Below are 20,057 nucleotides of genomic sequence, written 5' to 3'. Positions count from 1 at the left end.
CGCATGTTACTGGCTTCTTGGGCTCCTCTGTTCGGGGAGGGGGCAGGTGAGCGGTATCCGTCCGCTTTTGTCTGATGAGTTACGTACAGATGGAATGACCTGCGGATGGTGTGCGACCGGATCAGTCGCCCGACGGGGTTGTCACGCTCAGCATGGCCTCGTCACCCGGCAGAGCAAGTGCACCGGCGCTCAGCTCGGTCGCCAGGCGCACCGAGCCGTGCAGCGGATCGCCCTCGGCCGGCACCCGGCGCGCGTGCGGGATCCGCTGCGCCAGTTCCTCGTCGAGGGGTACGAGGAGCGGGTCGCCCATCTTGAACAGGCCGCCGGTGACGGCGACGCGCGGCTCGCCGCCGGCCGGGCACACGGCCGCCGCGGAGTCGGCCATGTGCCGGGCGGCCGCGCGCAGGATGCCCGCGGCCACGGGGTCCCCGTCCGCGCAGGCGGCCACCCGGGGCGCGAACGAGGCGAGGACGGCGGGCCGGTCCGGACGCGGATACAGCGCGCCGGGCAGCCCCGTCACGGGCCCGAAAACCTCTTCGGCGCAGGCCAGCAGCCGGGCCGAGCCGCCCTCGCGCCCGTCATGGGCCCGCAGCGCCGCCTCCAGCCCGGCCCGCCCGATCCAGGCGCCGCCGCCGCAGTCGCCGAGCAGATGACCCCAGCCGTCCGCCCGGCGCCAGCCCGCCAGGTCGGTGCCGATCGCGATCAGTCCCGTACCGCCGGCGATCACCGCACCCGGCCGGGGCCCGAGGGCACCCGCGTACGCGGTCACCGCGTCGGCGGCCAGCGCGACCCTGCGTACGCCGAACTCCCGGGCCAGGGCACCCGGCAGTTCCGCGCGCAGCCCGGCACCGAGCGAGGCGAGCCCGGTCGCGCCGACGACGGCGGCGGTCAGCCGCACGGGACCGGCCTCGGCGGTCAGGGCACGCACCAGGGGCACGAGCCGCGCCATGAAGTCCCCGGGGTCGATGCCCCGGTCACCCGTGCGCACCGGCTCGTCGGACGCCCGCCGGGCGAGCGGTCCGCGCTCGGCGGTTCCCACGACCACCCGGAGCCCGGACCCGCCGGAGTCCACGGCGAGAAAGCCGGAGCCTTGCGACCTCCAGTCTTCCGCCGAGCCTTCCGACGCCCCGGTCACGGCAGGCGCCAGTCCACCGGTTGGCCGCCCTGGCGGATCAGCAGGTCGTTGGCCCGGCTGAACGGGCGTGAGCCGAAGAAGCCCCGGTCCGCCGACATGGGGGAGGGGTGGGCGGATTCGACGGAGGGCAGGTCGCCGAGCAGCGGGCGAAGATTGCGGGCGTCACGGCCCCACAGGATGGACACCAGGGGCTTGCCGCGCGCCGCGAGGGCCCGGATCGCCTGCTCGGTGACCTCCTCCCAGCCCTTGCCCCGGTGGGCACCGGGCTTGCGCGGGGCGGTGGTGAGCGCCCTGTTGAGCAGCAGCACGCCCTGCCGCGTCCACGGCGTGAGGTCACCGCTGGACGGCTGGGGCAGGCCCAGATCGGCGTTCAGCTCCCGGAAGATGTTGATGAGGCTGCCGGGCAGCGGCCGCACCTCGGGCGCGACCGAGAACGACAGCCCCACCGCGTGCCCCGGTGTCGGATACGGGTCCTGACCGACGATCAGGACCCGTACGTCGTCGAAGGGCTGCTGGAAGGCCCGCAACACGTTCGGTCCGGCCGGGAGGTAGGTGCGTCCCGCGGCGATCTCCGCGCGGAGGAAGTCCCCCATGGCGGCGACGCGTTCGGCCACCGGTTCCAGGGCCTTCGCCCAGCCCGCTTCGACGATTTCATGCAAGGGTCGTGGTGCCACGGGCGTCACCCTACTGCCGTACGGGCAGCCGGGATCAACCAGTGGCCAAGGCCCGCTCCTCAGCTCGTCCCTCGCCTCGTCCCCCGCCCGGTCGCCGGTCTCGTCCTCACCTCAGCCGACGACCGCGGCCCGCACGCACAGCACGTCCGGCAGATGCGAGGCGAGCTGCTGCCAGCTGTCGCCGTCGTCCGCCGAGGCGTACACCTCACCGTTGCGGTTGCCGAAGTAGACGCCCGCCGGATCCGCGTCGTCCGTGCACATCGCGTCGCGCAGCACCGTGCCGTAGTGGTCCTCCTGGGGCAGCCCCGCCGAGAGCGGCTCCCAGGTCTTGCCCGCGTCCGCCGTCCGGTAGACCCGGCACCGGTGATCCGCCGGGACCCGGTCGGCGTCGGCGGTGATCGGGAACACGTACGCGGTGTCGCCTCTGTGCGGATGCGCGGCCGCCGCGAAGCCGAACGTGGACGGCAGGCCCTCGCCGATGTCCGTCCAGTTCGCGCCCGCGTCGTCGCTGCGGTAGACACCCCAGTGGTTCTGGAGGTAGAGCCGGTCCGGGTTCGCGGCGTCCCGGGTCACCTTGTGCACGCACTGGCCGAACTCCGGGTTCGGGTCGGGCAGGAACACCGCGGAGACGCCCGAGTTGGAGGGCGCCCAGCTCGCACCGCCGTCCAGCGTGCGGAACACACCGGCGGTCGAGACGGCGACCGTCACCGCCCGGGGATCGCGCGCGTCGGTGAGCACGGTGTGCAGGCCCTCACCGCCGCCGCCCGGCATCCACTTCGACCGCGTGGGGTGCTCCCACAGGGGACGGACGAGCTCGAAGGTCTCCCCGCGGTCCTCCGAGCGGTACAGCGCGGCCGGTTCCGTGCCCGCGTACACCACGCCCGGCTCGGCCGCGGCCGGGTGCAGCTGCCACACCCGCTCCAGGGACGCCCCCGTGTCCTTGGGGAACTTGACGGCCGGCCGGGCCGGTTCCGTCCAGCTCCGGCCGAGGTCGTCGGAGTGGAACACGGACGGGCCCCAGTGCGCGCTGTCGCCGCCGGCCAGCAGCCGCGGCGTGGCGGTGCGGGTGTCGATGGCGACCGAGTACACGGCCTGCGCGTTGAAGTAGGGGCTCTCGTCGAACTGCCAGGCGCCACCGCCTCGTCGGCGCCCGATGAACAGGCCCTTGCGCGTGCCCACGGCGAGCAGTACCTCGGTCATGCCGATCACCTCCGCGGCGTCGTCGTCGACGCCCTCGTCTCAGACACGGGCCAGTCTGCACCCCACCACTGACAGTCACCCCCGGAGCGGACTCCGGCGCAGGTCAGGGCCGTGTCGGTGCCGCGTGCGGGCGTCCGTCCGGCTCGTCCCCGAAGGCGCCGCGATCCCACCGCGACGCTCTCCCGGAGTACGTGCAGTGAGCATCCAGCGGCCCTCTTCCGTATGGGGAGGGCGGCGGGATGGTCATGCGCTCGTGAGGAGGAGCCTTCGATGGCGTTACGTGGTCCGAAGGTGTGGCTGTGGCGCTGGCGGCGCAATCCGCTCAAGCGGCGCGCCGACAGGGTGGAGGCCTGGGTCGTGCTGGGCGTGTGGATGCTCACCGTGTTCGTGGCGGTGCTCGCCGGCCTGACGGTGGGCCGGTCCGTCGAGGACGGGCTGGCCCGCGAGCGCGTCGAGTGGCGCCCCCTCATGGCCCGGCTGGCCGAGCGGGCTCCCGGCACGGCCTCCGAGAACGGCGACGTCTCCCGTGTCGAGCACGTGTGGGCGGAGGCACGGTGGACCGCCGCGGACGGTTCCTCGCACTCCGGCCAGGTGCGGGTCCTGGAGGGCAGCCGGGCCGGTTCGCCTGTCACCGTCTGGACGGACCGCGAGGGCCGCCAGGTGACCCGCCCCGTCACCGAGTCCCAGGCCCGGATACGCGCTTGTCTGATCGGGGGCGTCGCGGGCCTCTGCGCGGCGACCGCGCCGCTCGCCGGTGGCCGCGTCGTGCGCCGCCGCCTGGAGCGCCGCCGCATGGACCAGTGGGACGCCGAGTGGTCCCGCTTCGGGCCGCTGTGGGGGCGCACGACGGGGTGACCGGGTGGGGCGGGTACCAGCTTGGCGGGTGGCCGGGCGCGTTCGGGCCCGCGTGGGACGGTTCCTCCTGACCGGGCGGCCGGTCACTTCGGGCGGGATGGGGTGCCCAGGCACGCCCCCGCCCCGCCGCCCTACCCGCGCAGATCCGGTATCGCCTCCCGCGCGGCGGCGCCGAACGCCCCGAGCGCGCGGACCGCCGCCCCCACCGGTGGTCCGCCGGGACCCGGTCGGCGTCAGTTGCCCCGGTGGGCAACGGCGCCGTACATCCGGTCGAGCGTCGTCTCCCGCTCGGCCGGGTCGGCGGAGGCCAGTCCCCGGAGCAGCCCGGGCACGTCCTCCACGCTGCCGTCGGCATGGCGCAGCGAGGCCCAGTCGACCTCGTCGATCCCCCTGAACACGTGTCCTCCCCAGGCGAAGTGCCACCCGATGGGGAGTCTGCACCACGGCACTGACAACGAAGCGGAATCGGGCGACGACTGTGCGCGAACCGGGTGCTGGTTGGCCGCCTGTGGTTCAGTTCCCGCCGGGCAGCGCTCGCTCCACGATCGCGCCGAGGTCCGCACCCTCCGGCAGCGTCCCGAAGGCGTACCCCCAGTCGCCCCCGAGCCGGGTCGCGCAGAACGCGTCGGCGACCGCCGGCGGGGCGTACCGGACGAGGAGGGACGCCTGGAGCGTTAGGGCCATGTCCTCCACGAGACGGCGGGCCGTCGTCTGCGCCGCCCCGGGCAGCCGGTTCTTCAGCCGCCTCACGGCCGCGTCCAGCCGGGCGTCCGCCCCCCGGGCGAGCGCGAACTCGCTGAACAGGGCCTCGGCCGTGCCCGGTTCGCGGCTCAGCGCCCGCAGCACGTCGAGGGCGTTGACGTTTCCCGAGCCCTCCCAGATCGACAGCAGGGGAGCCTCGCGGTAGTGCCGGGGCATGCCCGAGTCCTCGACGTAGCCGTTGCCGCCGAGGCACTCCAGGGCCTCCGCCGTGAAGGCCGGACCCCGCTTGGTCACCCAGTACTTGCCGACGGCGGTGGCGATCCGGCGGAACGCGGTCTCCTGGGCGTCCCCGCGGATCGCCCGGTCGGCCGCCCCGGCCAGCCGCAGGGTGAGCGTCGTGGCGGCCTCGGACTCCAGCGCGAGATCGGCCAGAACGTTGCGCATCAGCGGCTGGTCCACCAGCCGCGCGCCGAACGCGCTGCGGTGCCGCGCGTGGTGTCCGGCCTCGACGAGGGAGGTGCGCATCAGCGCGGCCGACATCATCACGCAGTCCAGCCGTGTGCAGTTGACCATCTCGATGATGGTCTTGACGCCCTGCCCCTCGGGCCCCACCAGCCAGGCCACGGTCCCGTCGAACTCGGGCTCGGAGGAGGCGTTGGACCGGTTGCCCAGCTTGTCCTTCAGCCGCTGGATGCGGAAGGTGTTGCGGGTGCCGTCGGGCAGCACGCGCGGCACCAGGAAGCAGGACAGGCTCCCTTTTTCCCTGAGGGGGGATGCCTGCGCCAGCACCAGGAACAGGTCGCACATCGGCGCCGACGTGAACCACTTGTGCCCGCGCAGGGTGTACACCCCGGGTTCGGACGTGGGCGTGGCCGTCGTGGTGTTCGTCCGGACGTCGGAGCCGCCCTGCTTCTCGGTCATCCCCATGCCCGCCAGCAGCCCGCGCTTCTCCGTCGGCACCCGCAGCCCGGGCTCGTACTCCCGGCTCGTCAGCAGCGGTTCGTAGACCTTCGCCAGCTCGGGCTGCCTGCGCAGCGCGGGGACGGCGGCGTAGGTCATCGACGTCGGACAGCCGTGCCCCGCCTCCGTGTGCCCCCACACCAGTCCGCCGGCGGTCCGGGCGACATGGGCGCCGGGCCGGTCGTCCGCCCAGGGCGACGCGGCCAGCCCCGCGGCGATCGCGGCGCCCATCAGGTGGTGCCAGCTCGGATGGAACTCGACCTCGTCGACGCGGTTGCCGTACCGGTCGTGCGTCCGCAGCTCCGGCTCGTGGCGGTTGGCCAGGTCGGCCCACTCCCGCGCCTGGACACTGCCGGCCTGCCTGCCGAGCCGCCGGAGGTCCTCCTCGGCCCACCCCGCGCCCTCCCGCCGCAGCCCCTCCAGCAGGGCCGTGTCCTCGGAGGCGTTGTACGGGGCGAGCGGCGGGGCCTGGTTGGTGACGTCGTGCGTGGCGGATCCGCCCTGTGCCTGCTGTGCGTCGAGTGTCGAGACCATACGTCGAGTGTTGCACTTGTTCTACGACCGCAGCAATCCTGCAACACGGAATTCCGCCGCGTACAGTACGTGACCATGCCGATGAACGTCCCGGCGCGGCCCGGCGCGCTCGATCTGCGGCCGCTGTCCGCGCGGTCGGTCGTGCTGAGCCTGCTCCTCGGCGCGCATCCCCCCGAACTGCCGGTCCGGGAGCTCGTGCGGCTCATGGAGGGCTTCGGCGTCGGCGGCTCCACCCTGCGCGCGGCGCTCAGCCGGATGGTGGCCGCCGGCGATCTGCGGCGCACCGACACCGGCTACCGCCTCAGCGACCGGCTGCTGGATCGTCAGCGCCGCCAGGACGACGCCCTGCACCCGCGCACGCGCGCGTGGGACGGCGACTGGGAGATGGTCGTGATCACCGCGACGGGACGCGGCCCCGCCGAACGCGCCGACCTGCGCGCCCGGCTGACCGCCCTCCGGCTCGCCGAACTCCGCGAGGGCGTCTGGCTCCGCCCCGCCAACCTGGCCCGCTCCCTCCCCGGCGACCTGGACCGGGTGGCCCAGCACTACACGGCCCGCCCGGACCGGCCGGCCCGCGACCTGGCCGGGAGCCTGTGGCCGCTGGACGCCTGGTCCGCCACGGCCGGCGCGCTGCTCGCCCACATCGCCGAGGCCCCTAGCCCGGCCGACCGCCTGACCGCCTTCGCCGCCGTCGTGCGCCACCTGCTGGCCGACCCCGTCCTGCCGCCCGGACTCCTGCCGGCCGACTGGCCGGGAGCCGAGCTGCGCGCCGCCTACACCGACTACCAGCGGGAGCTGGTCGGGGAGGTACGCGCGCGGGTGCGCCGCGCATGACGCGGGCGGCCGTGCGCGGCGTCCGCCGGGACGCTGCGCACGGCCGCCTTCACCGTGGGGGGTTGCGATTGCCCGAGGGGCTACTTGTAGGTGATGTCCGAGGTGGAGTAGAGGCAGTTCTTGCTGTCGGGTCCGGACCCGACAGCGGTGTTGTTGTTGTACTTCTGGCAGGGGACGACCTTGCGTCCGGAGTCGTTGCGGATCGTGATGTTCCGCAGCGTCGCCACGTCGTTGCGGTTGACGTTGATGCTGGCGAGCCGGGCGGTGGTGCCCGTGCCGGTCACGTCGATGGTGTTGAGGTTGACCTTGCGGGTGTACTGCGTGGAGCAGTCGCCGCAGGAGCGGTAGAGCGTCTTGAACTCTTGCACCGCGAAGTTGGAGATGTTCAGGGTGCCGCCGCCGTTGTGCTGGAAGACCTTGTCCGCCGCCTTCTTCGCGCCGCCGCCGATCACGTGGTACGTGGCGCCGGTGCCGCCGCGGAAGGTGGCGGCGTCCTCGCCGACGTCCTCCCACCAGACGTTCTGGAGCGTGCAGCTGCCCTCGCAGTGGATGCCGTCGGCCGCGGGGGCGCCGAGGATGACGTTCTTCAGCACCGCGCCGTCCGTGAGCTTGAAGATCGGGTCCTGGCCCTCCTCCTGGCCGTCACCGGCCAGGCTTCCGGTGCCGTAGAACCGCTTCATCCCGTAGTCCTTGGTGCCGGAAACGGAGATGGTGGAGGAGGTCCCCTGGCTGCCGTTGGGGGTCGGCCAGGTGGCGGCGCTCGCCGTGGGCGCCTGGATGGTCATGATCATGCCAACCGACAGGCCGAGGGCGGCCAGCGCGCCGGTCAGCGCGCGCCTGCGGGCGCGCGGACGTGTCGCAGAAGTCATGTCCCGATTCCTTCTGTCGTCTGGAGCGTTCGGGGGGTGTCCGAGCGGACGGGTGTCACAGCTTTCCGGCGCCCGCACCCGACGTCACCGAGGTGACGACGGACGAGGCCGGCTCCGCCGTGTAGGCGTACGGCGGGCTGGTGAAGGTGCCGACCCGCGAGACCTCGGTGGCGGCTCCACCGAGGTCGTTGCCGCGCAGGTTGGCGTATCCGTCGACGTCGCTGCTGCGGTTCGTGGTGACCGCGACCTTCGTCGAGCGGAAGACGTTGTTCTCGACCAGCATCTGGGCGCCCATGCGCGAGTGGCAGGCGGTGTCGGCGCCCTCGACGTAGTTGTTGTAGAAGTGCCCGGTGCCGAACCGCAGGCTGGGGATGCGCGAGTACACGTTGGCGAAGTGGTTGTGGTGGTACGTCACCTTCAGCCGGCCGGTGTCCTCGCTCGCGTTGTTGTCGCTGTGGCCGACGAGCGAGCCCTTGAAGTGGTTCTTGAAGGTGTTCCAGGACACCGTGACGTTGTCCGCGCCGTGGTTGACGTCCAGCAGGCCGTCGTAGTGGTCCTTGTCGTGATCGCGGTCGGCCGAGAAGGAGTTGTGGTCGATCCAGACCTTGCTCGACGCCTCGACGGTGATGCCGTCGGCGGGCGCCAGCGGCTTGCTGATGTCGAGGTTGCGGATGACGACGTTCGAGACCTTCTTCAGCCGGAGCCCGCCGCCGGTGAACCCGGAGGCCGAACCCACGCCCAGGACGGTCGTGTTGGACCCGACGTCGACCTGACCACTGAGCGAGATCAGGCCGTTGACCCGGACGACCTTGGCCGAGTTGCCGGTCACGGCCGACTTGAAGGCGCTCAGCGTGGAGACGGTGACCGCCGAGGCGCTGCCCCCGCCGGTCGTCCCCGCGCCGAACCCGACGGGCGAGCTCTCGGCGGCCCCGGCCGGCTGGGGAACGGCCAGGACCGCCACGGTCGCCAGTGCGGATGCGGCGGCGAGCGCCAGGGTGGATCTGCGGACACGTGGACGTGGGGGATGAGTACGCATGTGGGGTGCGTCCCTTCGTGGTGCCTTCATGGTGCCAGGTCGGTCATGTGCATGAATGACGTTCGCCATGTTGTTCACCGTGCGGGCCGTGTGGGGCCGGTCCGCTGGTCCTGCCATGCCTCAGGGGTGCACTTCCCCGGGCCGGGCAGGCCCCGACGGGCGCCCTGACGGAGGCGCTTCCGGGTCACACTGCTGAACGGAACGTAGGGGGCAAGCGCTTTCTAGTCAACGCCTCGCGCAGAACACATTCGGCCGGACCTGGTCGGAGCGGCGGTGCTGCGGCAAGCGGTGTGGGAGCGCTTCCATGGGAGCCATGTCCATGCCACCATGCCGATCGGACTTCCGCTTCAGTGAACTCCACCCGCTGAACCACCGCACGACGTCCTGCGAGCCGCGCCTCACAACCGAAGGGACCCGGACGTGCCTGCCACCCCCCACCCCGCGACGAGGAGACCGCTGCGGTCGACGCTCCTCGCGTTCCTCGCCGCGCTGCTGCCGTTGCTGGCGGCCACCGCGCTCACCGCACCCGCGGCCGCCGCCCGCGAGCCCGCCGGTGCGAAGGCCGTACCCGCCGCGACCCTCACCGAGGTCACGGACTTCGGCACGAACCCGAGCAACCTGCGGATGTACCTCTACGTGCCGGAGAGCGTCACGCCGAACCCGGCGGTCGTGGTCGCCGTGCACTGGTGCACCGGCTCGGGACCGGACATGTACAACGGCACCGAGTACGACACCCTGGCCGACCAGTACGGCTTCATCGTGCTCTACCCGTCCGTCACGCGCAGCAGCAAGTGCTTCGACGTCTCCTCGCCTCAGGCGCTGCGCCGCGGCGGCGGCAGCGACCCGGTCGGCATCAAGTCGATGATCGACTGGGTGACCCGCGCCTACGACGCCGACAGCGGCCGGGTGTTCGCCACCGGCATCTCCTCCGGCGCGATGATGACGAACGTCCTGCTCGGCGACTACCCCGACCTGTTCGCGGCGGGCGCCGCCTTCTCCGGCGTGCCGTTCGCCTGCTTCGCCACCACCGACGGCTCCGAGTGGAACAGCAACTGCTCGGGCGGCACGCTCACCCGCACCCCCAAGGAGTGGGGCGACCTCGTCCGGAACGCGTACCCCGGCTACAGCGGCCCCCGTCCGCGCATGCAGATCTGGCACGGCACCGAGGACGACGTCCTGCGTTACCCCAACTTCGGGGAGCAGATCAAACAGTGGACGAACGTCCAGGGCGTGAGCCAGACGCCGGCCGCCACCGACACGCCCCAGTCCGGCTGGACCCGCACGCGCTACGGCGGCACGGGTGACCGGGCGCCCGTGGAGGCCATCAGCCTGCAGGGCGTCGGCCACAACCTGTACGCCCACGGCATGGCCTCCCGCGTGCTCACCTTCTTCGGCCTCGACAAGTCGGGCCCGGCTCCCCAGCCCCAGCCCGGCGCCTGCAAGGTGACGGCCGCGGTGAACGCCTGGAACACCGGCCTGACCGCCTCCGTGACCATCACCAACACCGGTACGACGACGGTCAACGGCTGGAAGCTCGGCTTCACGCTCCCGGCCGGGCAGACGGTCACGGGTGGCTGGGGCGCCACCTACGCGCCCTCGTCCGGGTCGGTGACCGCGACGAACGTGTCCTACAACGGCACGATCGCGCCGGGCGCGAGCGTGAGCATCGGCTACCAGGCCGGTCACAGCGGCAACAGCGCCGCCCCGGCCGCGTTCACCCTCAACGGGACGGGGTGCGCGACCGGTTGACGCGGGCAGTGTGCCATGGGGTTCGGGTGCCGGCTCAGACCGACCGGTGGTACTGGTCCGGCACCCGCACCTCGGCGCCGAGTTCCCGTGCCGCGAGCCGCGCCCACGAAGGGTTGCGCAGCAGCTCACGGCCGAGCAGCACCGCGTCGGCCTCGCCGTTGGCGAGGATCTTCTCGGCCTGCTCGACCTCGGTGATCAGCCCCACCGCGGCCACCGGCAGCGTCGTCTCCTGCTTCACCCGGGCGGCGAACGGCACCTGGTAGCCGGGGCCGGTGGGGATGCGCACGCCGGAGGCGTTGCCGCCGGAGGAGACGTCCAGCAGGTCGACGCCGTGGGCGCGCAGGTCGGCGGCGAAGCGGACGGTGTCGTCCGCGGTCCAGCCGCCCTCGTCGAGCCATTCGGTCGCCGAGATCCGGAAGAACAGCGGCTTGTCCTGCGGCCACACCTCCCGTACGGCGTCCACGACTTCGAGCGCGAAGCGGGTGCGGTTCTCGTACGAGCCGCCGTAGGCGTCGGTGCGGCGGTTGGAGTGGGGGGAGAGGAACTCGTTGATCAGGTAGCCGTGGGCGCCATGGACCTCGGCGATCTCGAAACCGGCGGCGAGCGCGCGGCGGGCCGCGTCCGCGAACTGCCCGACAACCTCCTTGATCTGGTCGACCGTCAGCTCGGCCGGAACCGGGTGCCGGTCGTCGAAGGCGAGTGGGCTCGGCGCGACGGAGTCCCAGCCGTGGGCGTCCGGACCGACCGGGGCGCCGCCCTTCCAGGGGCGGTCCGTCGAAGCCTTGCGCCCGGCATGAGCCAGTTGGATCGCCGGCACCGTGCCCTGCGCGGTGAGGAAGCGGGTAATGCGGCGGAACGCCTCGACCTGCGTGTCGTTCCAGATGCCGAGGTCGTACGGCGAGATGCGGCCCTCGGGGGACACCGCGGTGGCCTCGACGATGATCAGGCCCGTGCCGCCGGTGGCGCGGGCGGCGTAGTGCGCGAAGTGCCAGTCGTGGGGGACGCCGGTCTCCGGGCCCGCCGGTGCGGCCGAGTACTGGCACATCGGGGGCATCCACACGCGGTTCGGGATCGTCACATCGCGCAGGGTGTAGGGCTCGAACAGCGAGGTCACGGCGGACTCCATTCGTCACGGGGCCGATGTCGGCTCGTACGATAGGCATCGTAGTACGGTGGATGTCAAACTACGATGGTTCTCGTACTATGGGATCCCCGAAGGAAAGTGGAGCCGCCGTGACCTCTCCCGCCGTCAGCAGTCGCGACCTGCCGCATCCCGTGCCTGACGAGATCCGGCTGGAGGGAGTGCTGCATGCGCTCTCCGACCCGATGCGGTTGCGGATCGTGCGGGAGCTTGCCGCGGCCAGCGGGGAGTTGTCCTGTTCGCACTTCGACCTGCCGGTCACGAAGTCCACGACCACACATCACTTCCGGGTGTTGCGGGAGAGTGGGGTGATCCGGCAGGTGTATCGGGGGACCGCCAAGATGAACGGGCTGCGGCGGGGGGATCTGGATGAGCTGTTTCCGGGGTTGTTGGATGCGGTGCTCGATGCGGCGGCTCGGCAGGCTGTCCCTGGTGGCTGAGGCTTTGTGATGGGTGCGGGTCCGCTGTGGCTGGTCGCGCCCCCGCGGCGGAGCCGCAAATCGATACAGCCCCGCGCGCCTAAAGGCTGTTGCTCTGCGCGGCGTTCATCAGGGACTGCCAGTCAGGGAGTTTGACCACCCCGCGGCCCAGCGATGCGCCCAGCTCCGCCTCCGCTCGCTCGATCGACTGCCAGCCCCTCCACTCGACGGGGGCGGCGCCCTCCGCGCGCAGGGCCGTGAGCGGGTCGTCGGGGACGGTCCTGGTCCGGAGGACGGACGCGTCTTCCAGGAGCGACGTCGCCGTCTCCTTCGCGCAGGGGCGGTTCGTGCCGATGACGCCTGTCGGGCCCCGCTTGATCCAGCCGGCCACGTACTCGCCCGGCGCGACGACGCCTTCGCGCAGGACGCGTCCGGCCAGGTTCGGCACCGTGCCGCTGTCCGCGTCGAACGGCAGCCCCTCCAGCGGCACCCCCCGGTAGCCCACCGAGCGCAGTACCAGCTGGGCCTCGATGTCCTCGAACCGGCCCGTGCCCGTCACGCCGCCGTGTCCGTCCGGGACGGTCCGCTCGAACCGCACCGCGCCCACGTGGCCCCGCTCGGCGAGCAGTTCGACCGGGCGGAGGAAGAAGCGCGGCCGGATGCGGCGCGGGGCACCGCTCGGCGGCGTCTGGGACCAGCCGCGCAGCACCTCCACGTTGCGGCGCTGCGCGGCGGGCAGGGCGGACGGGTCGGCGTATCCGGGATCCAGGGCCAGTTCCGCCGGGTCCACGATGACGTCGGTCTCCGGCAGGGTGCCCAGCTCGCGCAGCTCCTTGGTGGTGAAGCGGGCCTGGGACGGGCCCCGCCGGCCCACCATGTGGATCTCGGTCACCCGGCTCGCCGCCAGTGTCGTCAGGGCCGCCTGCGGCATGTCGGTCGGGCTGAGCTCGGCCAGGCCGCGCGCCAGCATCCGGGTGACGTCCACGGCGACGTTCCCCACGCCGATCACCACGGCCGACCGGGCGTCCCGCAGGAACCCGGCGTCCACGGCGTCCGGATGGGCGCTGTACCAGGCGACGAACTGCGTCGCCGACCAGCTGCCCGGCAGGTCCTCCCCGGGGATGCCCAGACGCCGGTCGGTGGCGGCGCCCACGCAGTACACCACCGCGTGGTAGAGCTCCCGCAGCCCGGCGACCGGCACCCCGCCGGGACCGGCCTGGACGCCTCCGAGGAACCGGACCCGGTCATGCTCCAGGATCGTGCGCAGGTTGCTCTGGAGCGACTTGATCTTCTCGTGGTCCGGAGCCACGCCGTAGCGGACCAGGCCGTACGGGCACGGCAGCCGGTCCAGGACGTCGACGCGCACCTCGGGGTCCAGCTGGACGAGGCTCTGGGCGGTGTAGCACCCGCTCGGCCCGGAGCCAATGACGGCGACTCGCAGCACGGCGGAACTCCTTACCCGGGATCCCGAGGGATCTCACGAGAGCGCTGTTGCCTCCAGCATCGCACCGGCCGGGCTCCGCTGACAGGGTGCAGTGCTCCACTCGGGGTGCGTGTCCGATCTATAGGGAATGTGATCATTCGGTTACGTTCAGTGTGTGCTGGAAGCATCCTTTCTTAATCTTTCTGATCGGTCTCCGGCGGACGGCGCGGTGTCCGTGCGGCCCGCGTGGGAGGTGCGGGAGAACGAGGACGCCACGCGGTGGTTCGACGTCCGGCTGGTCTTCACGGACGGCGCCCACGTCGACGCGCTGGCGGTCGTGGCCGGGGGATGCGTCGGCGTGGAGGACGTACGCGCGCAGCCCGCGCTGTCCCTCGACGACCTGGCGGTGCTCGCCGACTGGATCGAGGACTCGCTGACCGAGGCGTGCGGCGCCGGTGCCGGGACGGCTCCCGGAGGCGGCGGAGGGCAGGGGCGGCGGGCCCGGCCGGCCTGGCCGCCCGGTGCACAGGGGCGGTGGCTGGTGGCGCAGGAGTACCGCGCGGCCCAGCAGGAGGGTGCCGATCCGGTCCTCGCCGTGATGTGCGCGACCGGGCACAGCCGCCGCACGTCCCTCAAGCTGATCGGCCAGGCCCGGGACGCCGGCCTCCTGACACCGCGCCGTGCCCGAAACGCTGAACGGCACTGAGCGGGGCCGAACGGGAACGAACGGGGGCCGAGCCGGGGCGGCGACCCGGACCGGAATTCCGCTAGAGCATGTCCCGCATCCGCGTGATCTCGCTCGTCTGCTGGGCGATCACCTCGTCGGCCATCTCCTCGATCCGGATGTTGTTGCCCTGCCCCTTCACGTCCGTGGCCATCGTGATCGCACCCTGGTGATGGGTCGTCATCAGCGTCAGGAAGAGCTGGTCGAAGGCCTTTCCGTCGGCCGCGCGGAGCTTCTTCAGCTGGGCCTCGGTCGCCATCCCGGGCATCACGGCGTGCTCGTGCCGCTCCGCCTTCAGCGGCTTGCCGTGCGACTTCAGCCAGCCCTTCATGGCCTCGATCTCCGGCTTCTGGGCGGCGGCGATCCGTGCGGCGATGCGTTTCACCTTCACCGACTCGGCGCGTTGCGGGGCGAGTTCGGTCATCACGAGGGCTTGGGCGTGGTGTTCGATCATCATGCGGACGTAGGAGATGTCCGCCGAGTTGGGGGAGTCGTTCTCCGAGCGCCGGCCGGCCGCCTCCTCGGCGGACAAGGTGCGGTTCGGCTCGCCGGGCTCACCCGGCGCGATCACGGCGGGCCCGTCCGCCGCGGCAGGCTTCCGGTCCGGACCGGAGTCGCAGCCGCCGGCCGTCAGCACGGCCAGGGCGACCAGCCCCGTCGTGACGACGGACGCGCGGGACGACGCACGGCGGAAGAGCACAACGACCTCCTGTGGCAGGCGGGTTGGAAGACACCTCGTGAGTGTTACGACCGTCCTAGCACGCTTTCGCGGCTCACTGATCGGGAAACTTCATTGCGATTCTGTTGCCCCCTGTTGGTATGTGCATGGCGAAGACGATACTGCGTGGTGCGTGAACCGTTCCGCGTGAACGGAACCAGGGAGGAAAACAGTGATCCTGTTGAACTACCGCAGAACGCGGCGCAGACGACTGGGAGTTGGAGTTGCCGCAGCGGCCGGCGGACTGCTGGCCGCGCTTCTCACGGCCGCGCCGGCCGGTGCGGTCCCCGATCCCGGGGACACTCCGGTCGCGCCGAAGGGGGTCTCCAAGAGCGCGCAGGCAGAGGCGCGCGAGGCCATCGAGAGCGGCGAGATACCCGGCCAGGACGAGATCGTCCACTCCGCCAACATCGAGCACGTCGCCAACATCCCCAAGGACGTGCTGCCCGGCACCAACTCGGACCTCGCCTTCCAGGGCAGGTACGCCTTCGCCGGCAACTACGACGGCTTCCGCATCTTCGACATCAGCGACCCGAGGTCACCGAAGACGGTCGCCCAGGTGCTGTGCCCGGGCTCGCAGAACGACATCTCCGTCTCCGGCAACCTGCTGTTCCTGTCCACCGACTCCTCGCGCAGCGACAGCAGTTGCAACAGCACGACGCAGCCGGCGACCGAGAAGTCCTCGTGGGAGGGCATGAAGGTCTTCGACATCAGCGACAAGCGGAACCCGAGGTACGTCGCCGCCGTCGAGACCGCCTGCGGCTCGCACACCCACACGCTGGTGCCGGAGCGGCGGAACGTCTACGTGTACGTCTCCTCGTACTCGCCGAACGCCACGTACCCGGACTGCCAGCCGCCGCACGACGGCATCTCCGTCATCAAGGTGCCGCGCGACGCCCCCGAGAAGGCGGCTGTGGTGGGCTTCCCCGTGCTGTTCCCCGGTGAGGGGCCGGACGGCGGCGGCAACCCGGGCGGACCGACCAACCCGGGCGTGTCCAAGACCACCGGCTGCCACGACATCACGGTGCTGCCGTCGAAGGACCTGGCCGCGGGCGCCTGCATGGGGGACGGCATCCTGTTCTCCGTCAAGGACCCGGAGCACCCGAAGGTCATCGACCGGGTGCAGGACAACGTCAACTTCGCGTTCTGGCACTCGGCGACCTTCAACCAGAAGGCGAACAAGGTCGTGTTCACCGACGAGCTCGGCGGCGGCAGCGGAGCCACCTGCAACGAGGCGACCGGCCCGAACCGCGGCGCCGACGGCATCTACGACATCGCCGGCAAGGGCGACCAGCGCAAGCTCGTCTTCCGCAGCTACTTCAAGATCCCCCGCCACCAGGCGGACACCGAGAACTGCGTCGCCCACAACGGCTCGCTGATCCCGGTGAAGGGCAAGGACCTGATGGTCCAGGCCTGGTACCAGGGCGGCGTCTCCGTCTGGGAGTTCACCGACTCGTCGAAGCCCAGGGAGATCGCCTACTTCGAGCGCGGTCCGCTGGGCACCGACCAGCTGGCCTTCGGCGGCTCGTGGTCGGCGTACTACTACAACGGCTACATCTACTCGAACGAGATCACCAAGGGCTTCGACGTCCTGAAGATCAAGGACCGGCGCACGGACCCGGCACGGTGGGTCCACCTGCGGGAGCTCAACGTGCAGACGCAGCCGGACTACTTCGACTGACCCTGCGGGCCGCACTCCGGTGCGTCCCCGGTCGCGAAGAACCGCGACAGGTCCCTGTCGCTCCTCCCGCCGGAGGCTCCGGCCTCCGGCGGGAGACCCAGCTCCCAGTCGAGCCGGTAGCGCTTGAACAGCTCGGCCCGCAGTACGGGGACCGGCATCGGCACCCCCGGCACCAGGGCGGCGTACACGGCGCCCATCAGCAGGACCCGCAGCATCGGGTAGTCGCTGTCGACGTCCCGCGACCCGTGCCGGGCGACGGTGTCCCGCAGCAGCTCGGCCAGGCGCCGCTGCTCCGGACAGGGCACGAAGCCCTCGGCCTGCAACAGCCCGGCCATGTGCTGGCGCATCAGCACGGGCCGGTCCCGGGCCAGCCCCAGGATCGCGTCGATGGCCCTCGCCATCCGCTCCCGGCCGTCCTCGGTGCGCGGCTCGCGCTCCAGCGCCTCCTCCAGCGTGCGGTGCATCAGCCGGTGCACGGCGGACTGCACGAGCTGGCGCTTGCCCGGGAAGTAGTACGAGACCAGACCACGGGCCGAGCCCGCCCGGTCGGCGATGTCGCCGAGCGTCGTGGCCTCGAAGCCGCGCTCGCCGACCAGCTCGACCGCCGCCTGCAGAAGCCGCTCCTTCGAACGCCTCCGCAACTCTTCATTGACCGAGGCGCTGCGCGGGGACATGCTGTAACTCCTGCGTTGACTGGCTGCCAGCCAACTATACTCAGAGGCGTCCGGCCAGGACCCGAGCGGTCCGGGTCGGCGATGCCGTCTGCCTCGGGCGACACGGGGGATCGTCCGAGGCGGGCGAGCAGACGGCCAGGTGACCTGGTTGGTGGCCTCAGCTCACTAGGTCCAGGACCGGCCGCAGCCCGTCCGGCCGGTCGGTCACCGGCAGGTGGTCCACGAAGTGCACCGCGCATCCCAGGGCCGTGGCCCCGCCGTCCGCCCTGCGGTCGTCGCCGACCATGAGCGTCCGGCGCGAATCGGCGCCGAGCGCCTCGCAGGCGGTGGCGAACAGCCGAGGGTCGGGCTTCTGTATGCCGTGCTCGTACGACAGGACGTACGCGTCGACGTAGCGGTCCAGGCCGTGCTCGCGGAACACCGGGCGCAGGTCCCAGCCGATGTTGCTGACCACCCCGACGGGGACGCCCCACTCCCGCAGCGTGCCCAGCACCTCGACGGCGTCCGGGTACGGGGTCCATGCCGCCGGAGACATGTGGCGGTCGTACAGCGCGTCGTGCCATGCCGGGTCGGGCAGCGTGACCTGGCGGGAGAGGCCGGTGTAGGCGGCCCGGTGCAGTGCGGCGCTGCGGTCCCGGATCAGCCAGGTCTCGGCGAGTTCAGCCGGCACGCGTGCGGGATCACCACCGCCGGGCAGCGCCCCCACCGCCTCCAGCGCACGCGCGGCGGCGGTCAACTCCGGCTCGGTGAAGGGGACTCCGGCGTCGGCCACGACGCCGCGCAGCCAGGAGTCGGTGGACTCGACACGGAACAGCGTTCCGGAGAAGTCGAACAGCACAGCCGTCATGGGGCGATCCTACGAGGCGGCGGTGTCCGGGCGGTCGCGCGGCTGCCGGTGCTCGTGCGTCCACACCGCGAGGGCCACCACCAGCGCGCCCAGCAGCCAGCCGCCCACCACGTCCGTCGGCCAGTGGACGCCCAGCCAGACCCGGGTCAGCCCCACGCCGACCACGGACACGACGGCCACGGTCACGGCCGTACGCCACACGGCACGGCCGACACCGTGCCGGCGCAGGAGCCACAGGAGGAGGCCGCACACCACCGTGGCGGTCATGGCGTGACCCGACGGGAAGGCCGAGTAGTGGGCCGAGTCGACGGGGTCGGGCCAGACCGGGCGGGGGCGGTCCACCAGGGCCTTGAGGGCCTGCTGGAACAGCGTGCCCAGCGTGACGGCCAGCGCCAGCCACACCGCCGTCCAGCGGGCCGCGAGACGCACCACCAGCCACACCACCACCACCGCGCACAGCACCCGCATGGTCCACGGGTCCCACACCCAGTCCGTGAGGATGCGGCACGCCTGCGTGATGCCGGATTCCTCGACCGCCCAGCGGTGGGTGGTGGCGGAGATGTCTCCGTCCGCGCTGATCAGCGGGCTCCATCTGGCCGCGACGAGGGTCAGCAGCAGAGCGGAGCACAGGGCCAGGGCGCCGGCCGACCGGGCGGCGGTGCCGTGCTGCGGGCGGGGCGGGGAGTCGACGGACCGGGTGTGCATGATGCGATCCTCGCCGAACCGGGGGCTCCGGATCCAGTACGGCGGCGATCTTCGACACGCGGACCGCACACTTCGGCCACCCGGAGGCCACCCTCATGCCTCCGAAGACGGGCACGCCTCACGTCTCCGAAGACGGGCACGAGGCCACAGGGCCCCGGAAGCACGCGCCGGGCTATCCCAGCGCCCGCAACCCCGGTACGAACGCCACCAGCACCGGCACCACGGGCACCAGGGCGGCCGCCGCCGTCAGCCGCAGCCGACGTGCAGGGGGCAGCCGGTCCGGGGGAGTGAGCAACCGGTGCACCCGCGCCGGGACATGGGCCTGCGGCGTCGGGCAGGGGCCGAACACGCCACGGTGCTCGTTCAGTTCGACCAGGGCCAGGGCCGTGGTCAGACGGCCGAAGCGGCGGGACGCCGTGTCGTCGGCGGCGAGTTCCACCAGGCGGTGCATCTCGTCGCGGAACGCGGCGAACACCGGCACCTGCGGAAAACCGCCCGCCAGTGCCGAGGAGCAGTTCAGCAGCCAGTCGTGCCGGGCCCGCGCGTGCCCCAGCTCATGGGCGAGCACCGCGTCCAGCTGCCGGCCCTTCAGCCGCCGCAACGCGGCCGTGGTGACGACCAGTTGCGGCGGAGCGCCGGGCTGCCACCAGGCGTCGGGCTGCTCGCTCTCCAGGACGACGAGCCGGCCCGACACGGCCACCTCTCCCGGCAGCAGCGGCGCCCTGACCAGCAGATCGGCCCGCCGGCGGCGGCCCCGGGCCCGTGCCCCGCCGATCTCACGGACCAGCATCGCCGCGCTCCACAGCCCGCCGCCGGCCAGCGCCACCGCGGTGGCCGCCGCCCAGGGGCCCGCCGTACCGAGGGCGTAGGCCTCGACGACCGGGCCCGGCGCCGTCGCGAAGACGTGCCCGCCGACCGCGTGCCAGGCGGCTGCCGCGCTGAGCGTCATCGACAGCGCACAGCACACGAGCACGGCCGCCACCACGCACTGCCACACCCACAGAGCCACGACCGGCTCACGATCGGGCCAGTCCGCCCGGGCGAGCAGCCGGGGGGCGACCACTGCGATCAGGGCGCCGAGCAGCAACAGTGCCGCGGGGAGCATCATGAGGCGCAGCCTATGAGCGATGCGCTGCCCAGGGATACGACTTGTGGCGCCGAAGTGACGCAGGCAACG

20 protein-coding genes are annotated in these 20,057 nt (G+C 72.1%); 6 read left to right on the top strand and 14 right to left on the bottom strand.

The window, feature by feature from the left end:
• Window positions 1–121 precede the first annotated feature (121 nt).
• The 3 genes from ACIBL4_RS19335 to ACIBL4_RS19325 all read right to left on the bottom strand — a co-directional run bounded on the left by ACIBL4_RS19335 (window position 122) and on the right by ACIBL4_RS19325 (window position 3,018).
• On the bottom strand, window positions 122–1,039 hold the full coding sequence (locus ACIBL4_RS19335; RefSeq protein ID WP_399411522.1) for an N-acetylglucosamine kinase: 918 nt from the start codon (window positions 1,037–1,039) through the stop codon (window positions 122–124).
• A 92-nt stretch (window positions 1,040–1,131) separates the two neighbouring features.
• Window positions 1,132–1,809, bottom strand: a complete 678-nt coding sequence (locus ACIBL4_RS19330) for a uracil-DNA glycosylase (RefSeq protein WP_086563594.1) — start codon at window positions 1,807–1,809, stop codon at window positions 1,132–1,134.
• Window positions 1,810–1,920: 111 nt separating this feature from the next.
• Window positions 1,921–3,018 (bottom strand): WD40/YVTN/BNR-like repeat-containing protein, encoded by a 1,098-nt coding sequence (locus ACIBL4_RS19325; RefSeq protein ID WP_399411519.1) that lies wholly within the window; start codon window positions 3,016–3,018, stop codon window positions 1,921–1,923.
• Between the two features lie 261 nt (window positions 3,019–3,279).
• Between ACIBL4_RS19325 and ACIBL4_RS19320 the strand changes: the two genes are divergently transcribed.
• Window positions 3,280–3,864, top strand: coding sequence for a hypothetical protein (locus tag ACIBL4_RS19320; RefSeq protein WP_399411517.1), 585 nt, complete (start codon window positions 3,280–3,282; stop codon window positions 3,862–3,864).
• 233 nt (window positions 3,865–4,097) lie between these two features.
• Here ACIBL4_RS19320 and ACIBL4_RS19315 read toward each other — a convergent pair whose 3' ends face one another.
• On the bottom strand, window positions 4,098–4,262 hold the full coding sequence (locus tag ACIBL4_RS19315; RefSeq protein WP_399411609.1) for a hypothetical protein: 165 nt from the start codon (window positions 4,260–4,262) through the stop codon (window positions 4,098–4,100).
• Window positions 4,263–4,377: 115 nt separating this feature from the next.
• The gene (locus ACIBL4_RS19310) at window positions 4,378–6,060 is read right to left on the bottom strand and encodes an acyl-CoA dehydrogenase family protein (protein ID WP_399411515.1); all 1,683 of its coding nucleotides are present in this window, start codon (window positions 6,058–6,060) and stop codon (window positions 4,378–4,380) included.
• A gap of 75 nt (window positions 6,061–6,135) precedes the next feature.
• Between ACIBL4_RS19310 and ACIBL4_RS19305 the strand changes: the two genes are divergently transcribed.
• Entirely contained in the window at window positions 6,136–6,894 is a 759-nt protein-coding gene (locus ACIBL4_RS19305; protein WP_399411513.1) for a PaaX family transcriptional regulator C-terminal domain-containing protein, read from the top strand.
• A gap of 80 nt (window positions 6,895–6,974) precedes the next feature.
• Here the strand turns inward: ACIBL4_RS19305 and ACIBL4_RS19300 are convergent, their stop codons facing one another.
• Together ACIBL4_RS19300 and ACIBL4_RS19295 are read right to left on the bottom strand one after the other, a co-directional pair.
• Window positions 6,975–7,763 (bottom strand): pectate lyase, encoded by a 789-nt coding sequence (locus ACIBL4_RS19300; RefSeq protein WP_399411511.1) that lies wholly within the window; start codon window positions 7,761–7,763, stop codon window positions 6,975–6,977.
• Window positions 7,764–7,818: 55 nt separating this feature from the next.
• Window positions 7,819–8,799, bottom strand: a complete 981-nt coding sequence (locus tag ACIBL4_RS19295; RefSeq protein ID WP_399411509.1) for a polysaccharide lyase family 1 protein — start codon at window positions 8,797–8,799, stop codon at window positions 7,819–7,821.
• A 420-nt stretch (window positions 8,800–9,219) separates the two neighbouring features.
• Here ACIBL4_RS19295 and ACIBL4_RS19290 point away from each other — a divergent pair, with 420 nt between their 5' ends.
• A complete protein-coding gene (locus tag ACIBL4_RS19290) occupies window positions 9,220–10,548 on the top strand; it encodes a PHB depolymerase family esterase (RefSeq protein WP_399411507.1) in 1,329 nt (442 codons plus the stop codon).
• 34 nt (window positions 10,549–10,582) lie between these two features.
• On the opposite strand, the gene ACIBL4_RS19285 is transcribed toward ACIBL4_RS19290, so the two are convergent.
• Window positions 10,583–11,662 carry an NADH:flavin oxidoreductase/NADH oxidase gene (locus ACIBL4_RS19285; RefSeq protein ID WP_399411505.1) on the bottom strand — a complete coding sequence of 360 codons (1,080 nt, stop codon included), beginning with the start codon at window positions 11,660–11,662 and terminating at the stop codon, window positions 10,583–10,585.
• A 119-nt stretch (window positions 11,663–11,781) separates the two neighbouring features.
• Between ACIBL4_RS19285 and ACIBL4_RS19280 the strand changes: the two genes are divergently transcribed.
• Complete coding sequence (locus ACIBL4_RS19280; RefSeq protein ID WP_399411503.1) at window positions 11,782–12,129, top strand: ArsR/SmtB family transcription factor; 348 nt, start codon at window positions 11,782–11,784, stop codon at window positions 12,127–12,129.
• Window positions 12,130–12,208: 79 nt separating this feature from the next.
• Here the strand turns inward: ACIBL4_RS19280 and ACIBL4_RS19275 are convergent, their stop codons facing one another.
• Window positions 12,209–13,552: an FAD-dependent oxidoreductase gene (locus tag ACIBL4_RS19275; RefSeq protein WP_399411501.1), complete on the bottom strand. Its 1,344-nt coding sequence runs from the start codon at window positions 13,550–13,552 to the stop codon at window positions 12,209–12,211.
• A 208-nt stretch (window positions 13,553–13,760) separates the two neighbouring features.
• Here ACIBL4_RS19275 and ACIBL4_RS19270 point away from each other — a divergent pair, with 208 nt between their 5' ends.
• Complete coding sequence (locus ACIBL4_RS19270; protein ID WP_399411499.1) at window positions 13,761–14,237, top strand: DUF6214 family protein; 477 nt, start codon at window positions 13,761–13,763, stop codon at window positions 14,235–14,237.
• A gap of 61 nt (window positions 14,238–14,298) precedes the next feature.
• Here the strand turns inward: ACIBL4_RS19270 and ACIBL4_RS19265 are convergent, their stop codons facing one another.
• Window positions 14,299–14,955, bottom strand: a complete 657-nt coding sequence (locus ACIBL4_RS19265; protein ID WP_399411497.1) for a DUF305 domain-containing protein — start codon at window positions 14,953–14,955, stop codon at window positions 14,299–14,301.
• Window positions 14,956–15,145: 190 nt separating this feature from the next.
• Between ACIBL4_RS19265 and ACIBL4_RS19260 the strand changes: the two genes are divergently transcribed.
• Window positions 15,146–16,654, top strand: coding sequence for an LVIVD repeat-containing protein (locus ACIBL4_RS19260; protein ID WP_399411495.1), 1,509 nt, complete (start codon window positions 15,146–15,148; stop codon window positions 16,652–16,654).
• Here ACIBL4_RS19260 and ACIBL4_RS19255 read toward each other — a convergent pair.
• The 4 genes from ACIBL4_RS19255 to ACIBL4_RS19240 all read right to left on the bottom strand — a co-directional run bounded on the left by ACIBL4_RS19255 (window position 16,642) and on the right by ACIBL4_RS19240 (window position 19,988).
• A complete protein-coding gene (locus ACIBL4_RS19255) occupies window positions 16,642–17,328 on the bottom strand; it encodes a TetR/AcrR family transcriptional regulator (protein ID WP_399411493.1) in 687 nt (228 codons plus the stop codon). The genes ACIBL4_RS19260 and ACIBL4_RS19255 overlap by 13 nt on opposite strands.
• A gap of 157 nt (window positions 17,329–17,485) precedes the next feature.
• On the bottom strand, window positions 17,486–18,175 hold the full coding sequence (locus tag ACIBL4_RS19250) for an HAD family hydrolase (RefSeq protein ID WP_399411491.1): 690 nt from the start codon (window positions 18,173–18,175) through the stop codon (window positions 17,486–17,488).
• 9 nt (window positions 18,176–18,184) lie between these two features.
• Window positions 18,185–18,880 carry a phosphatase PAP2 family protein gene (locus ACIBL4_RS19245; RefSeq protein WP_399411489.1) on the bottom strand — a complete coding sequence of 232 codons (696 nt, stop codon included), beginning with the start codon at window positions 18,878–18,880 and terminating at the stop codon, window positions 18,185–18,187.
• Window positions 18,881–19,052: 172 nt separating this feature from the next.
• Complete coding sequence (locus ACIBL4_RS19240; protein ID WP_399411487.1) at window positions 19,053–19,988, bottom strand: M56 family metallopeptidase; 936 nt, start codon at window positions 19,986–19,988, stop codon at window positions 19,053–19,055.
• Window positions 19,989–20,057: the final 69 nt, after the last annotated feature.

This window comes from Streptomyces sp. NPDC050416 (genome assembly GCF_044458845.1).
In the GTDB taxonomy this organism is placed as follows: domain Bacteria; phylum Actinomycetota; class Actinomycetes; order Streptomycetales; family Streptomycetaceae; genus Streptomyces.
This window is presented reverse-complemented; position numbering and strand designations above follow the sequence as displayed.

Excerpts from the sequence above, each read along its gene's own strand:
- ACIBL4_RS19320 (WP_399411517.1), top strand. The coding sequence starts at position 3,280 with ATGGCGTTACGTGGTCCGAAGGTGTGGCTGTGGCGCTGGCGGCGCAAT.
- ACIBL4_RS19310 (WP_399411515.1), bottom strand. The coding sequence starts at position 6,060 with ATGGTCTCGACACTCGACGCACAGCAGGCACAGGGCGGATCCGCCACG.
- ACIBL4_RS19305 (WP_399411513.1), top strand. The coding sequence starts at position 6,136 with ATGCCGATGAACGTCCCGGCGCGGCCCGGCGCGCTCGATCTGCGGCCG.
- ACIBL4_RS19300 (WP_399411511.1), bottom strand. The coding sequence starts at position 7,763 with ATGACTTCTGCGACACGTCCGCGCGCCCGCAGGCGCGCGCTGACCGGC.
- ACIBL4_RS19295 (WP_399411509.1), bottom strand. The coding sequence starts at position 8,799 with ATGCGTACTCATCCCCCACGTCCACGTGTCCGCAGATCCACCCTGGCG.
- ACIBL4_RS19255 (WP_399411493.1), bottom strand. The coding sequence starts at position 17,328 with ATGTCCCCGCGCAGCGCCTCGGTCAATGAAGAGTTGCGGAGGCGTTCG.
- ACIBL4_RS19250 (WP_399411491.1), bottom strand. The coding sequence starts at position 18,175 with ATGACGGCTGTGCTGTTCGACTTCTCCGGAACGCTGTTCCGTGTCGAG.
- ACIBL4_RS19245 (WP_399411489.1), bottom strand. The coding sequence starts at position 18,880 with ATGCACACCCGGTCCGTCGACTCCCCGCCCCGCCCGCAGCACGGCACC.
- ACIBL4_RS19240 (WP_399411487.1), bottom strand. The coding sequence starts at position 19,988 with ATGATGCTCCCCGCGGCACTGTTGCTGCTCGGCGCCCTGATCGCAGTG.